The 14,243-nt window shown below is 66.9% G+C and carries 14 protein-coding genes and 2 riboswitches; of the genes, 7 read left to right on the top strand and 7 right to left on the bottom strand.

Features of this window, described 5'->3' with window-relative positions; all coding sequences use genetic code 11:
* The 3 genes from ACIGJD_RS18595 to ACIGJD_RS18585 form a co-directional block, all read right to left on the bottom strand.
* The gene (locus ACIGJD_RS18595; RefSeq protein ID WP_142132343.1) at window positions 1-264 is read right to left on the bottom strand and encodes a DUF4235 domain-containing protein; all 264 of its coding nucleotides are present in this window, start codon (window positions 262-264) and stop codon (window positions 1-3) included.
* A 133-nt stretch (window positions 265-397) separates the two neighbouring features.
* Entirely contained in the window at window positions 398-628 is a 231-nt protein-coding gene (locus ACIGJD_RS18590) for a CDGSH iron-sulfur domain-containing protein (RefSeq protein ID WP_483687470.1), read from the bottom strand.
* A gap of 120 nt (window positions 629-748) precedes the next feature.
* Window positions 749-1,801: an iron-containing redox enzyme family protein gene (locus ACIGJD_RS18585; protein ID WP_483687469.1), complete on the bottom strand. Its 1,053-nt coding sequence runs from the start codon at window positions 1,799-1,801 to the stop codon at window positions 749-751.
* 276 nt (window positions 1,802-2,077) lie between these two features.
* Window positions 2,078-2,218: riboswitch (TPP riboswitch) on the top strand.
* A gap of 67 nt (window positions 2,219-2,285) precedes the next feature.
* Here ACIGJD_RS18585 and ACIGJD_RS18580 point away from each other — a divergent pair.
* From ACIGJD_RS18580 to ACIGJD_RS18560, 5 genes are all read left to right on the top strand, one after another.
* A complete protein-coding gene (locus ACIGJD_RS18580) occupies window positions 2,286-2,909 on the top strand; it encodes an ECF transporter S component (protein WP_483687468.1) in 624 nt (207 codons plus the stop codon).
* Complete coding sequence (locus ACIGJD_RS18575; RefSeq protein WP_483687467.1) at window positions 2,909-4,456, top strand: ABC transporter ATP-binding protein; 1,548 nt, start codon at window positions 2,909-2,911, stop codon at window positions 4,454-4,456. Before ACIGJD_RS18580 ends, ACIGJD_RS18575 begins: the two co-directional genes overlap by 1 nt.
* On the top strand, window positions 4,453-5,253 hold the full coding sequence (locus tag ACIGJD_RS18570; RefSeq protein ID WP_483687466.1) for an energy-coupling factor transporter transmembrane component T family protein: 801 nt from the start codon (window positions 4,453-4,455) through the stop codon (window positions 5,251-5,253). Before ACIGJD_RS18575 ends, ACIGJD_RS18570 begins: the two co-directional genes overlap by 4 nt.
* Before the next feature lie 128 nt (window positions 5,254-5,381).
* Window positions 5,382-6,905, top strand: a complete 1,524-nt coding sequence (locus ACIGJD_RS18565; RefSeq protein ID WP_483687465.1) for a UDP-N-acetylglucosamine 1-carboxyvinyltransferase — start codon at window positions 5,382-5,384, stop codon at window positions 6,903-6,905.
* A gap of 68 nt (window positions 6,906-6,973) precedes the next feature.
* Window positions 6,974-8,197, top strand: a complete 1,224-nt coding sequence (locus ACIGJD_RS18560; RefSeq protein WP_483687464.1) for a glutamate--cysteine ligase 2 — start codon at window positions 6,974-6,976, stop codon at window positions 8,195-8,197.
* 122 nt (window positions 8,198-8,319) lie between these two features.
* On the opposite strand, the gene ACIGJD_RS18555 is transcribed toward ACIGJD_RS18560, so the two are convergent.
* Genes ACIGJD_RS18555 through ACIGJD_RS18545 form a run of 3 tightly spaced genes read right to left on the bottom strand, consistent with a single transcriptional unit; the run spans window position 8,320 to window position 10,199 of the window.
* Entirely contained in the window at window positions 8,320-9,528 is a 1,209-nt protein-coding gene (locus ACIGJD_RS18555) for an O-succinylhomoserine sulfhydrylase (protein WP_483687463.1), read from the bottom strand.
* Window positions 9,529-9,939 carry a rhodanese-like domain-containing protein gene (locus tag ACIGJD_RS18550; protein ID WP_483687462.1) on the bottom strand — a complete coding sequence of 137 codons (411 nt, stop codon included), beginning with the start codon at window positions 9,937-9,939 and terminating at the stop codon, window positions 9,529-9,531.
* The gene (locus ACIGJD_RS18545; RefSeq protein WP_141945355.1) at window positions 9,936-10,199 is read right to left on the bottom strand and encodes a DUF1737 domain-containing protein; all 264 of its coding nucleotides are present in this window, start codon (window positions 10,197-10,199) and stop codon (window positions 9,936-9,938) included. Before ACIGJD_RS18545 ends, ACIGJD_RS18550 begins: the two co-directional genes overlap by 4 nt.
* A 13-nt stretch (window positions 10,200-10,212) precedes the next feature.
* Window positions 10,213-10,328: riboswitch (SAM riboswitch) on the bottom strand.
* 179 nt (window positions 10,329-10,507) lie between these two features.
* On the opposite strand from ACIGJD_RS18545, the gene opgC reads away from it, so the two are divergent.
* Window positions 10,508-12,973 (top strand): OpgC domain-containing protein, encoded by a 2,466-nt coding sequence (gene opgC, locus ACIGJD_RS18540; RefSeq protein WP_483687461.1) that lies wholly within the window; start codon window positions 10,508-10,510, stop codon window positions 12,971-12,973.
* 85 nt (window positions 12,974-13,058) lie between these two features.
* Here opgC and ACIGJD_RS18535 read toward each other — a convergent pair whose 3' ends face one another.
* Window positions 13,059-13,313 carry a hypothetical protein gene (locus ACIGJD_RS18535; RefSeq protein WP_286399929.1) on the bottom strand — a complete coding sequence of 85 codons (255 nt, stop codon included), beginning with the start codon at window positions 13,311-13,313 and terminating at the stop codon, window positions 13,059-13,061.
* 225 nt (window positions 13,314-13,538) lie between these two features.
* On the opposite strand from ACIGJD_RS18535, the gene ACIGJD_RS18530 reads away from it, so the two are divergent.
* Complete coding sequence (locus ACIGJD_RS18530; RefSeq protein ID WP_483687460.1) at window positions 13,539-14,243, top strand: TetR/AcrR family transcriptional regulator C-terminal domain-containing protein; 705 nt, start codon at window positions 13,539-13,541, stop codon at window positions 14,241-14,243.

The following is a 14,243-nucleotide window of genomic DNA, read 5'->3' as shown; positions in this document are numbered from 1 at the left end:
CTAGACGATGTCCTGGGTCTTGGCGAACCGGGCGATGGCGCGCTGGGTGCCGCGGTTGGCCAGGACCTGAATGATGGCGCTGACCGACGCCGAGATCAGCGCAAAGGTCAACGCCGAACGCAGGCTGGTGGGGACGTCCTCGTGCTTGCCGGTGGGCGGCTTCTGTCCGGTGGTCTTTTCCCAGATGGTGTTGACCAGCTTGGTGCCGGCCAGGCCTGCGCCGAGGCTCACCCCGGTCCCGAGCAGCTTGATGAGAAGGTTCATTCCTATTACTCCTTGCGGACGGAAAACGGACTGCCTCCAGCCTAGCCGTACACCCGCCGCCGTCCCGGCAAGGGTCGGGGCAAGGGCGTGGCCGGCTGGTGGGACTTGTTGGACTGATTAACGCACCGGCTGATTAGGCGGCCGGCGGCTCGGTGCGGAACTTGATCATCTTGTGCGTGCCGTCGCAGTACGGCTTGATGGCGGATGCCCCGCACCGGCACAAGGCCACCGTCTTCCGGTCCCGGGGCACGGCACCACCGGACGGGGTGACGATCTCAAACTCGCCCCGGACAATGAGGGGCCCGTCCGGGCAGACCACGATCGAGCTCGCGGCAGGTTCCTGCTCCTCATGTACCTGGTCCATGTCGGCTCCTGTTCCATGCTGTTCAAGGTTCATGCCTGCACCGCACCCATCGTTGTTGTTCCTGGCCTGCCGGGGACACCTCTGCTTGGCCCACCTTGGAGCCCGCCGCGGTGGCGCCTGTCACGCTGCCGCCGGCACGGCCGCCCGGAGCGATGACTGCCCGGCTTCCCAGGACGACATCAGGTGGGCGGAAAGGCGGCTGTCGATGGCCATGACGGCCGTGGCCCCGAACAGGACATCGGCAAGCAGTTGCGGTTCGGCTTCCACCAGGCCGCCGGCAAGGTCCCGTCCCGCGATCTGTTCGTGCACGGCGTCGGCCTCCACGTGCTCGTCAAAGTAGTGCGTGATGTCCGGGCCGAAGCCGTGCCGGCGGAATCCGTTGCCGTAGAAGCGGTTGGGCTGGGAGGACGTCATCTCGTAGATTGCCAGGTGCCCGGTGATGGCGCCGCGAAGCCGCCGGTTCAAACCGCAGAGCGACATGAGGTTGACGGAGGCCAGGGAGATCGCCGGGACGGCGTCCACGTAGGCGCCGTAGCTGTCGTCCAGGCCCAGGCCGCGCATGGTCCGGGCGAACAGCGCGCTGTGCATCCGCTCAGGCCGGCCGCCGCCGTATTCGTCCGCCTGGATTTCCACCAGGGCCGCCTTGGGCCGGCCGCTGAGCCGCGGAATGGCCCACGTGTGCGGGTCGGCTTCCTTCAATTGGTACATGGATTTGTGGACCAGGAACTCCTTGAGCTGGTCCAGCGTGGCTTTCCTGGCCACGTAGCGGGACACGCTCGGACCAGTGTCCGTGGCGGCCAGGCCGAACAGGACGTCGGCAACGGCGTCGCTGGTCATGGCAACCCCGCCGGGCGGTTCGAAGTTCCCTGCGGCCTGGCAGGCGGCAGCGCGCAGTGCCGCTTCGAACGGTTCCTCGATCAGCCGGCGGACCCTGATCAGCGACGGCTCCCACTCCCAGTGGTCCGAAGCGCCGTCCAGGCCGGAGTAGTGGAGTTCGTAAAGGCAGAAAAGCGAAAGTTGGATGTCTTCGTCGGCGATGATGTCGCCGGTTCCGGCCAGCTGCCGCACCACCAGGGAGTACAGCCCGTCCAGGCCAGGCCCGGCGGTGTCCGGATGCGCCAGGACCTGGAACAGTGCGCTGCTGACGGGTCCTCTGGGTTCCGGGATTCTCATGGGGCTCCTTGGTCTGCCGCGCTGCTGACGGGAACGAACGCGGGGCCGCCCATGGTCAGTCCCATGCCCGTCCTCCTCGAAACCCGGGAGACAACATAGTAAGCATGATTACTAATAAAAGCTAAGTGAGCGGCCTCCATGCTCCACGCCGTTGCGAACGGCCGGTCACATCCGGTCCGATCGGTGCCGGCAGCCCTCAATCCGGTGCCGCCCGGTGTAAACTTGACCACGCCCGGAAGGGCAATCAAAAGCCTTACCCAAACCAAAAAGCAACACTAAAAACGACAGGGGAGCGCCGCCGTCGGGCATCCTGGCACAAGCCGGGCACCGCAGGTGGGCGCTGAGAGTGCGGACAGCCGCAGACCCTCGAACCTGATCCGGTTAGTACCGGCGCAAGGGAGTCGAGTTCTCAAAGTGTCGCGGCTGCACGGCAACGGGCCGTCAGCCGGGTCCACTTTCCCCTCCTGTTTCCCAGGAGGATCACATGAGCACTGCAGCAATCAAGAAGACCACCAGCAGGTCCTGGCGCGTCGTGGACATCGTGGTGGCGGCGCTGGTGGCCATCGCGGGCGGCGTCATCTTTTGGGCGTGGGACCAGGGCGCGGCAGCGCTGTCGGCCCCCATGAACGCCGCCTACCCACCCCTCACCGGGCTGCTGGCCGGCGGATGGATGATTCCGGGCGTGCTGGGCATGCTCATCATCCGCAAGCCGGGCGCGGCCCTGTTCTGCGAGACCGTGGCCGCCACCGGTGAGCTGCTCATGGGCTCCCAGTATGGCGCCTCGGTGCTGTTCTCCGGTTTCATCCAGGGACTGGGGGCGGAGATCATCTTCGCCATCTTCGTTTACCGGAAGTTCAACCTGCCCGTCTCCCTGCTGGCGGGCGCCGCGGCCGGCTTCTTCTGTGGCCTGAACGACTCCTTTGCGCCGTGGGGCTGGAACATCGCCTACTCGGGTGCGGACAAGTTCGCCTACATCGTCCTCACCACCATCTCCGGCGCGGTCCTGGCCGGCGCCCTGTCCTGGCTCGCCACCCGCGGCCTGGCCCGCACCGGCGTGCTGAGCTCCTTCGCCTCCCGCAAGGCTGCCACGGAGCCAGTCTTCTCCTGATGGCACCCTCCCAGGGCGCAGCCGGCGCCGTGAACCCAGCCGCCGTCACCGCCCGCGGCTGGGGCTGGCGGCATGCCGGCAGGGCCAAGCCCGCCGTCCACGCCCTTGACCTGGACATCAGCCCCGGCGAGCGGGTGCTGCTGCTTGGCCCCTCGGGCGCCGGAAAGTCGACGCTCCTGCATGCGCTGGCCGGCGTGCTGGGAGACATCAACGACGACGGCGAGGCAGGCGACGCCGACGAGTCCGGTTCGCTGCTGGTTGACGGCGCCGTGCCCAGGTCCCAGCGCGGCCGCGCCGGGCTGATGCAGCAGGACCCGGAGACGCAAGTGGTCCTATCGCGGGTGGGGGACGACGTCGCCTTCGGCGCCGAGAACCTTGCCGTGCCCCGCGACGCCATCTGGGCGCGCGTGCACGAGGCGCTTGCCGACGTCGGACTGTCCCACCTCCCGCTGGACCACCCGACGTCGGCCCTGTCCGGCGGGCAAAAGCAGCGCCTGGCGCTGGCGGGGATCCTGGCCATGCGCCCCGGGCTGATCCTGCTGGACGAGCCCACCGCCAACCTGGACCCGGACGGGGTGCTGGAGGTCCGCGACGCCGTGGCGCGCTGCCTGGACAAGACCGGAGCCACGCTGGTGGTGGTGGAGCACCGCGTGTCCGTGTGGAAGGACCTGGTGGACCGGATCGTGGTCCTGCAGCCCGGTTCGTCAACCGAACCTGCCGTGCTCCTGGACGGGCCACCGGACCGGGTGCTCAGCGAGGCGCGGACCATGCTCGCCGCGGCGGGGGTGTGGGTGCCCGGCTACGTTCCGGCCACCCGTGCCCGCTCTGCGGTGCAGGCGCCGGGAACGGGGAACCTCCTGCTGGCCGCGGAACAACTGGGCGTATCCCGCGAGCGTCCGCGCCGCCAAGGCTTCCGCAAAATCCCACCCGTCCCCGTCCAGGAAGGCGTGGCCGCCCAGGTCCGCGCCGGGCAGGCACTGGCCATCACCGGTCCCAACGGCGCCGGCAAGTCCACGTTCGCGCTGACCCTCGCCGGCCTCCTGGAACCGGTGTCCGGAAAGGTGTCCGCCACCCTGGACCTCAGCCGCGGTGCGGGCATCGACCCGTTCCGGTGGAAGGCCGAGCAGTTGATTTCGCGCGTGGGGACGGTGTTCCAAGAGCCTGAGCACCAGTTCGTCACCGGCAAGGTGCTGGATGAGCTGCGTTTTGGTCCCCGGCACCTGGGCCATGGTGAGGACCGGGTTGACGAGCTGCTGGAGCGGCTGCGGCTCACCCAACTGGTGGACGCCAACCCCTACACGCTCTCCGGGGGTGAAAAGCGGCGGCTGTCCGTTGCCACCGTCCTTGCCGCCAGCCCCCAGGTCCTGGTCCTGGACGAGCCCACCTTCGGGCAGGATGCCAACACCTGGGCCGAGCTGGCGTCGTTCCTGTCCGAGCTGCTTGATGCCGGAACGGCAGTTGTTTCCGTGACCCACGACGCCGAATTTACCGAGGCGCTGGGCGGCGAGGAGCTGCGCATGGCGGCTGCGGAATCGGTGGCGCCATGAGGCAGCAGCTCACCCTCAGCGGCAACCGCGCCCTGCTCACCCGTGCCAATCCGCTCAGCAAATTCGCGGCGGTCCTGCTCATTACGGCCGTCCTTGCCCTGTCCATCGACTGGGTGTCGGCATCCGTGGCACTGGTCTTCGAACTCCTGCTGTTTCCCCTGGCCGGGCTCACCCTGTCCCTGCTGTGGCAGCGCGGCTGGCCCTTGATCATTGCGGCCGCGATAGGCGGCTGGAGCACCTCCATCCTGGCGCCGGACAGCGGCAGGATCCTGCTCGACGCCGGCATCTGGACCATGAGCGAAGGTTCCCTCCAGCTGGGGATCGGCTTCCTGCTGCGCGGCTTTGCCATCGCCCTTCCGGCGGTGCTCCTGATGAGCTGCACCGATCCCACGGACCTGGCCGATGCGCTGGCGCAGAAAGCACGCCTGCCGCACCGGTTCGTCCTGGGAACCCTGGCCGCGATGCGGCTGGTGGGGCTCATGGCCGAGGAGTGGCAGACCATCGGCATGGCACGGCGTGCCCGCGGCGTTGGTTCACGCGGCAGCCTGGGCCAGCGGGTGAAGGCCACGCTGGGGCAAAGTTTCGGGCTCCTGGTGCAGGCCATCCGGCGCGCGTCAAGGCTTGCCGTGACCATGGAAGCACGGGGCTTTGGCGGCGCCACGCGGACGTGGGCACGGGAATCCACCTTCAGCCTGCTGGATCTCGGAGTGGTGGCCGGTGGGGTCGTGGTGGCCGGGCTGGCCCTCTTTGCGGCTGTCACCGCCGGTACCTGGAACATGGTGTGGCTGGGGAGCTGAGTCTCCGCCCGGGAACTACGCATGCTTCCCTATCGCACATGGTGGGTATAAACGTTCCGTACCCCCTGTACTCGGCGTTGGGTAGGCGCAAACGCGGGTGGATAGCTCATTTATGATATATTCGCGGTATGACGCAGGAAACCGCTGAACACGTTGCCGCCATGCTGAGGGACGCCCGGAGCGAGAAAGGGTGGACCCAGGGCCAGTTGGCCGCCGAACTCGGCACCAGCCAGAGCGCCGTGGCCCGGATGGAACAGGGCAAGCAGAACCTGAGCCTGAAAATGATCCAGCGGCTGGAAAACATCTTCGACCGCAGCATCGTCAACGTGGGCAAGCCGCAGATGACCCACCTCCGGGTGGAGGGCGGCCGCACACTGTCCGGGGCCGTAGACGTGAACAGCAGCAAGAACGCCGGCGTCGCCCTGCTCTGCGCCAGCCTGATCAACCGCGGCACCACCGTGCTCCGCAGGCTGGCCCGGATCGAGGAAGTCAACCGCATTGTCGAGGTGCTGACCAGCATCGGCGTGGAATGCACCTGGCTCAATGACACGGACCTGCGCCTCCGCCGTCCCGCCGTCCTGGACCTGGACGCGATGGACGTTGACGCGGCACGCAGGACCCGCAGCGTCATCATGCTGCTCGGCCCCATGCTGGACGAGTCGCGGGAGTACCGGCTGCCCTACGCCGGCGGCTGCGACCTTGGCACCCGCACGGTGGAGCCCCACATGCAGGCCCTGCGCGAGTTCGGCCTTTCCGTGGAGGCCACTGCAGGTTTCTACACCGTGCAGGCGCCCCCTGCAGACACCCGGGACCGTTCCTTCGTCCTCACCGAGCGGGGCGACACCGTCACCGAGAATGCGATCATGGCGGCGGCGCACCGGCCGGGAACCACCGTGATCCGCAACGCCAGCCCCAACTACATGGTCCAGGACCTCTGCTTCTACCTGCAGATGCTCGGCGTCACCATCGAGGGCGTGGGCACCACCACCCTGAAGATCACCGGCCGGCCCGAAATCGACGCCGACATCGAGTACTTCCCCTCCGAGGACCCCATCGAGGCCATGAGCCTGATCACGGCCGGGATCGTCACCAACTCCGAGGTCACGGTGCGCCGCGTTCCCATCGAGTTCATGGAAATCGAATTGGCCACCCTGGGCCAGATGGGGCAGAAGCTTGAGGTTTCGGGCGAATACATGGCCCGCAACGGCCGCACCCGCCTGGTGGACGTCACCACCAAACCCTCCGAGCTGCGTGCCCCCGAGGACAAGATCCATCCCATGCCCTTCCCCGGGCTGAACATCGACAACCTGCCGTTCTTTGCCGTCATTGCTGCGAACGCCCACGGCCAGACCATGATCCACGACTGGGTCTACGAAAACCGTGCGATCTACCTGACGGAGCTGAACCGGCTCGGCGCGCAGGTGCAGCTCCTGGACCCGCACCGGATCTACGTCAACGGGCCCACCAAGTGGCGGGCCGCCGAGGTGGGCTGCCCGCCCGCACTTCGTCCGGCGGCCTGCCTTCTGCTGGCGATGCTTGCCGCGCGCGGTGTCTCCGAACTGCGGAACATCTATGTGATTGAACGTGGCTACGAGGACCTGGCGGAGCGTTTGAACACCATTGGCGCCAAGGTGGAGTACTTCCAGGACTAGGCATTCACGGTTCGTCATGATCAGCGTGTGACAGTTCCAATGCCCTTGCGCTGCCGCAGAATGTTCGTATGCGTACGTTCGGCGTAGAGGAAGAACTCCTGATCGTTGATCCGGAGTCCGGAGAACCGCTTGCGCTGGCTGACGCCCTCCTGGCCAGCCATCGCGTTGCGGCGGACGATCTCCCCCTGGACCCGGACGCCCACCACGCCGGGACCCACGGGGATTACGACGACGAGATGGGCCTGAGTGCCGAGCTGAAGCTTGAGCAGATCGAGACGCAGACACGGCCATGCGCGGACTATGCCAGCCTCCTGGAACAAATCCGCGCGGGCCGTGCCCTGGCGGACCAGGCGGCCCGGAAGCACGGTGCCAGGGTGGCGGCCTTGGCCACCTCGCCGGTGGCATCCCCCAGCCACACCACGCCGGACCCGCGCTACGCCAGGATGCTGGAACGCTTTGGCCTCACTGCCCAGGAGCAGCTGACCTGCGGCTTCCACGTCCACACCTATATCGAATCGCCGGAAGAAGGTGTGGCCGTCCTGGACCGCATCCGGGACAAGCTGGCCGTGCTGACGGCGCTGAGCGCCAATTCACCGTTCTGGAACGGCGTGCCCACCGGGTTCGAAAGTTACCGGACCCAGGCCTGGAACCGGTGGCCCACCGCCGGGCCTGCCGGGATCTATGGCACCTACCCCGCCTACCGGCGGGTGGTGGCCCGGCTGCTCGATACCGGGGTCATGCTCGATGAGGGCATGGTCTACTTCGACGCCCGCCTGTCCCGCAACCATCCCACCGTGGAAGTGCGGGTGGCGGATGTGTGCCTGCGGGCCGAGGACGCCGCCCTCATTGCCGTGCTGGTCAGGGCCCTGGTGGAATCAGCCGGCAGGGAGTGGCGCGAGGACGTCGATCCTGCACCCGTTCCCACAGTCCTGCTGCGGATGGCCTCCTGGCAGGCCAGCAGCGAGGGGCTCAGCGGGGACCTCCTGGATTTCGGCAACTTTCGCCCGGCCCCGGCTGCCGACGTGGCGCGTTCCCTGGTGGACTACCTGGCCCCCGTCCTGGAAGAACAGGGCGAGCTGGCCCTGGCCCGGCAGGGTGTGGAGGACATCATTGCCCGCGGGACGGGGGCAGCCGAACAGCGCCTTGTGCGCGAGAAAGCCCTGGTGGCGCAGCCCGATGACGTGGGTTTCGGTGCGGTGGTCAAGCACGCCGCCAGGGTCACCATGCGCGATGCCCTTGACCTTTCGGATGTCGAGGCCGTGCCCGAGCTGCTGCGGGTCCGCCAATCCTGACCGGCCGCCTGGCAGGTCGCGACGCGTAGCTTCCTTTTCGACGCGCTTATTCCCTTTCGCGGCCCGCATTTGGGCCGCGCCCGGGAATCTGCGCCGCGAAAACGGGAAAGCGCGTCGAAAACCTAGATCTGCTTCAGCGCCTGCTCAAGGTCGCGGATGAGGTCGTCCGGGTCCTCAAGGCCCACGGAGAGGCGGACCACGCCGTCGCTAAGCCCGATGGCCGCCCGTCCTTCCGGCCCCATGGCGCGGTGGGTGGTGGTTGCGGGATGGGTGATCAGGGATTTGGAATCGCCCAGGTTGTTGGAGATGTCGATGATCCGCAGCCCGTCCAGCAGCGCGAAGGCAGCCTCCTTGCCTGAGCGCCCACCCGAAGGAGCAAGCTCCAGCGTCAGGACGGTCCCGCCCGCGCTCATCTGCTTCGCCGCCAGCCCGTATTGCGGGTGCGACTTCAGCAGCGGATACGTCACCCAGCTCACGGCCGGCTGCTCCTCCAGCCACTCGGCCAGCCGGAGGGCCGTGGCGGATGAGTGGTTGACGCGCAGGCCCATGGTTTCCAGGCCCTTGGTCAGGACCCAGGCGTTGAATGGGGACAGCGCAGGGCCGGTGTGGCGCATCAGCTGCTTCACGGGGCCTTCGATGAACTCCCTGGTGCCCAAAATGGCACCGCCCATCACCCGGCCCTGGCCATCGATGTGCTTGGTGCCCGAGTAGACGATGACGTCCGCGCCCAGGTCACCGCAGCGCTGCAGCAGGGGAGTGGCAAAGACGTTGTCCGCCACCACGGTGGCCCCCGCAGCATGCGCCAGTTCGCTGACCGCGGCGATGTCCACGATTTCCTGCATGGGGTTGGACGGGGATTCGAAGAAGACCGCCGTGGTGGGCTTGGAGAGCGCTTCGCGCCACTGGTCCAGGTCCGGCCCGTCCACGAATACCGTCTCCACACCCCAGCGGGGCAGGATTTCGTTGAGGACCACGAAGCAGGAACCGAACAGCGAGCGTGCGGCCACCACCCGGTCGCCCGCTGCCAGCAGGGCACCCAGGGCGGTGAACACCGCAGACATGCCCGACGCCGTCGCGAAGCATGCTTCGGTGCCTTCGAGCAGCCGGAGCCGTTCCTGGAAGGTGGCCACGGACGGGTTGCCGTAGCGGGAGTAGACAAAGCGCTCGTCCTCGCCGGTGAAGGCGCGTTCGGCGGCCGCTGCGGATTCGTAGACGAAGCCGGAGTTGAGGAAGATGGCCTCCGACGTTTCCTGGAAGTTGCTGCGGTCCAGCCCGCCGCGGACGGCCTGCGTGTCAGGGTTCCAGCCGGGGGCGTCTTGGTTGAAGCTCACTTAGTTCTTTCCGAGGTTGGTGGGCAGGCCACGGTTTTTCCAGCCATTGACAGTCCGCTCTCCGAAGCGGTCGGGATCGCCCTCGAAGCCCTCAAGGACGCTGTAGGCGGTGAAACCGGCCTGGGTGGCGGCGGTGGCAGCGGCGATGGAGCGCTTGCCGGAGCGGCACAGGAACACCAGTTCCGTGTGCGGGTCCTCCGGTGCCTGATTGGTCAGGTCCTTGATGAAGTCCGGGTTGGGGATGCCGCCGGGGAAGGTCCACTGGATGAACAGGGGGTCGTTGTCCGTGGCCTTGGTGTCAGGGATGCCGATGTGGGCCCATTCGCCCTCGGTGCGGACGTCCACCAGGACGGCGCCCTGCTCCAGCTTGGTCCAGGCTTCCTGCGGCGTCAGGTCTCCGGCGTAGCTCATGCGTGGCCCTCGCCGTCGAACTCGCCCTCAAGTTCGTCAACGGCAGTGGCCACGGCGGCGTCCGCCGATGCGATGGCCGCCGGAAGGACGATGGCCTGCGCCACGATCACGCTGGTGCCGTTGAAGGTGGCCGCCGGGCTGCCGTGCAGCACGTACCCGTCGGCGAGCGCAGCGGAGATCCGCTCGCAGAATTCACGGTTGTCCGCGCCGGTAATCAGGCGGTAGGACAGTCTTTCGTCAGGGGCGGGTGCGTCAGACACGACGGATCTCCTTCTTTCACGCTTGCAGCTCGAATGGGTCGATATGCCGAGTATTCACCTGAGGCACCCCGCCGCGAAAGGGAGGGTTGCCGACCGGCCAGTCAGGGCTTGGCGCCGGTACTCATTACTCCCCAAAAAAGTAACACCTGCGCTCCCAAGCCGCACGGCCGCCGTCGTCATGTTCCGTAATTCGCCGGAGGCCCAAGCGACACGCGAAGGCCCGCCGCCCGATAAAGTCTTACCGGGGCACCGCCCCGTCGCCTAAGCAACGGGCAGCAGAGCAATGAGTACCGGGGGGTCCTTGCAACATGCGGGCAGTTACATCGCGCCACCACGCCACCTGGCGGAACCGTCCGCGTTCCGCCGTCGCCTGTCTGGCAACCATCGTCATCGCCTTCCTGGCCGTGCTGGCGCCAGCAGGTCCGGTGCAGGCGGCCCGGCCTGCACCTGACAACGGAAAGCCGTGGTTCGGTGCCGTGCTTGAGTGGGGAGAAGATACCGCCGCAGGCTTTAGCGACCGGCTGGGTGCCAGCCCCGCTGTCTTCGGACACGACATCACCATTCCATTCCGTGATTCGGAACGGAATGACATCGACGGCTTCCTGCAGCAGGCCGCAGCCAAAGGCTCCCACGCCCTGCTCACGGTGAAGCCGTCGGTGCCGCTGGACCAGCTCGGCACCAGCGAGGCCGAAGCCTTCGCACAGCAGGTGCACGGCCTCACCTCCGGGTTCAAGGGGCAGCTGCTGATCCGGTTCGCCCCTGACATGAACACCAGCTGGGTGGGCTGGGGCCAGCAGCCCGCCGCCTACCGCCAGGCCTTCCAGGCAGTATCCAAGGCCTTCAAGAAGGACGACGGCGGCCGGGTCGCCATGGTGTGGGCACCTTACCTGGGCAAGGACTACCCCTTTGACCGGAGCCGGAACGCGCCGCAGCCGGGAAGCGACGGGTTCGCTTTGCTGGACACGAACAGGGACGGGGCCTGGAACGGGAGCGACAACGCCTACGCACCGTATTACCCGGGCGACGACGCCGTGGACTGGGTGGGTCTTGCCGCCTACCACGACGACACGGCCGGCGGGGCCGCCGTCAACACCGTGCCCCGCGCCGGTGAACTCCAGGAGATGCTCACGGCCTCCGGCAGCGAAAACTTCTACGGCACCTACTCCGAGGGGCACAGCAAGCCCTTCCTCCTGCAAACGTCGGCGTTCTACAGCCCTTCAACCGGCGGCGCGCCCGAAGCCGACATCAAAACCGGCTGGTGGGACCAGGTAGTGGCAACTGCCACCTCCCCGGAGTTCGCACGCACCGCCGCCGTCGTGTGGGATGAGCGCACCAGTACCAGGGACACCGGTGTGGCAAGCATCAGCTGGCTGCTCACTGGAAGCCCGGATATTGCCAAAGCGGTGGCGGACCGGCTGAAGGCCTCGCCGATGGTGACCGGCCCTGTCACGGATGCGGCACCCACCACCACCTATGTCCGCGCCAACACCCTCTCCGGGCCTGCAGCCTGGACTGTTGCCGCCGCCATGGTCATCCTCCTCGTGGCCCTGTGGCAGGTTCCCCGCAGGATCAATGCAGCCACGGCCTGGAGCTACCAGGATCCTTCCACCCGGGACTCGCGCGTTGACCTGCTGCGCGGGATGGCCATCGTCTTTGTGGTGGTCAACCACCTGGGTATGGCCTCGCTGTTCCAGCTGCTCACGCAGGAGGCCGTGGGCTTTGTGTCAGGCGCAGAGCTGTTCGTCCTCTTCTCCGGCCTGGTGGTGGGCATGGTGTACGGGCCCAAAGCCAAGGAGGACTTCGGGCGGGTTGTGGACCTCACGTCACGCCGCGCAGGCAAGCTTTACCTGACGGCGCTCGCGGTGCTGATCGGCGTCTTCCTGCTGTCCCTGCTCCCGTTCTTCCACACCGAGGCGCTGACCACCTTCGTGGACCAGGGAACCGGCGGTGCCGGGCACAACGGCGCCGGCAGGACCTACGACCTCTACGCGGGCATGTCCGCGCTGTTCCAGTTCCCCGTGCCGCCCCAGGTGCTGCCGGCCATCATCCTGCTGCAGTTCGGGCCCTGGCAGTTCAACGTCATGGGCCTCTACGTGGTGCTTTTGCTCATCAGCCCGCTCATCCTGGCGGCGCTGAACCGTGGAAAGGCGGTCTGGGTGCTGGCGGTGACCCTCGCCGTGTACGCGGTGGGTACGGTAACCAGGTTCCGCGTCCTGCCGTCGCAGTTCGAGGATTCCTTCCCCCTGTTGGTGTGGCAGGTGCTGTTCGTGCTGGGGCTGGTTGCCGGCTACTACCGCCGTGCCATCATTTCCTGGCTGTCCCGGCACACCTGGGTGGTGGTTGCCTGCACCGCCGCGGCGTTCGCGCTGGCCTTCCTGTCCTGGGGCAACCCCTACCTGGCCAACAACTACGACGTCCGCCTGGCGCTCATCCCGGACGCGGCATACCGCAGCATGTACGACGCACTCTTTGGCCGCACCTACCTGGCTCCCGGCCGCCTGCTCAATGTCATGGTTTTGGTGGTGGCGGCCTACGCATTCCTCAGCGCCTACTGGAAGCCGGTGCAGCGGGCCCTGGGCTGGTTCCTGATTCCACTGGGCCGGGCCACGCTCTACGTGTTCATCATGCACGTGCTGCTGATCGCCGTCGTAGCCAACATTCCGGCGCTGCAGCAACAGAGCATTTTCCTCAACACCGCGGCCTATGCCGTGGTCCTGGGACTGCTGTGGGTGATGGTGCGCACCAGGTTCCTCTTCCGGATCATCCCCACCTGAGCCGGACATGAAAAATGCCGTGGCACCGGAGTGCCACAGCATGTGTTCGTGCGCCCGCGGGTTGCCCCAAGGCGGCCCGGGGAAGCTAGACAAGCCCCGGATAGCTGGCGAGGATATAGTCTGCGGCGGCTGGGCCCTTCATGCGGAGTCCGTTGTGCCCGGGGTTGATCCTGTGCTTCATGGCTGACCAGAAAGTGGATTCGCTGCCGAGCGGCTGCTGATTGATCATGCACCAGCTGGTGTACAACCCATAGAGCCGGTCCCGGTCCAGGGTGAAGCCGGAAGCGTGGTCGGAATAGGTGGCTTCGTTCAAGAAAAGATCGAACTGCGAATTGGCCATGACGGCGTCCCTTCGCTCGGTGCCTGGTGCCGCCGGTAGGCTACAGCGGCGAATCTCGATGCCCTGCACAAGATGGCAAAGGATTTTGTAGGCGTTCCCCCGGACTTTCGGGGAGCGCATGTGCTCTCACCACGATGTCTACACTGTAGACTTTACCTGTAGACCAGATATGAGGCAACCGGCCCGGCGCCTATCAGGACCACGGCCGGCAGTGAGGATTTTTCGATGGCTTCCGCCGATACTTCCGGGCCCGGCTCGCCCAAAACGAGGCTCAGCAGGGACATCGTGCTGGCCAAAGCCCTGGAACTGGTTGACGCCGAAGGCCTGGAAGCGCTGAGCATGCGGCGGCTGGGGCAGGAACTCGGCAGGGATCCCATGAGCCTGTACCGGTATGCCGAAAACCGCGCCGCCCTGCTCGACGGCGTGGCAGAGCTTGTCCTCGACCAGCTCTCAATCGATGCCGGGGACCCGGACTGGAAAGCGCAGCTGCGGGTCCTTGCCCACGAGCTGCGCGGCCTGGCACTTGAGCACCCCAACGTTGTGCCCTTGCTGGTGACGCGGCCCCTGTCCACTCCGCTGGGCCTGCGGCCGCTGGGCACGCTGCGGCCGCTGGAGCAAATCCTGTCCCTGCTGGTGGCGGCAGGATTCAAGCCGGCCGATGCGCTCCACGTCTACCGCGCCTACTACGGCTTCCTCTACGGCCACATCCTCAACGAGCTGCAGGAGTACGTGGTGGACCCGGAGGAAAACGAGGTGCTGCTGCGGCTGGGGCTCCACCGGCTGCCCGCTAAGGAGTTTCCCAGGCTGCGTGCCCTGGCGCCCGCGCTGGCGGAGTACGACGGCGGCACGGAGCTTGACCAGGGGCTCACCATCCTGCTCTCCGGGCTGGAGGCACAGCTTTCACGTCAGGCGGCGCGTTCCGGCGCTTGA

This window comes from Arthrobacter sp. E1SS-5 (assembly GCF_057073715.1).
Note: the sequence above shows the minus strand (reverse complement) of the source record. Positions and strands in the feature narration are given on the sequence as shown.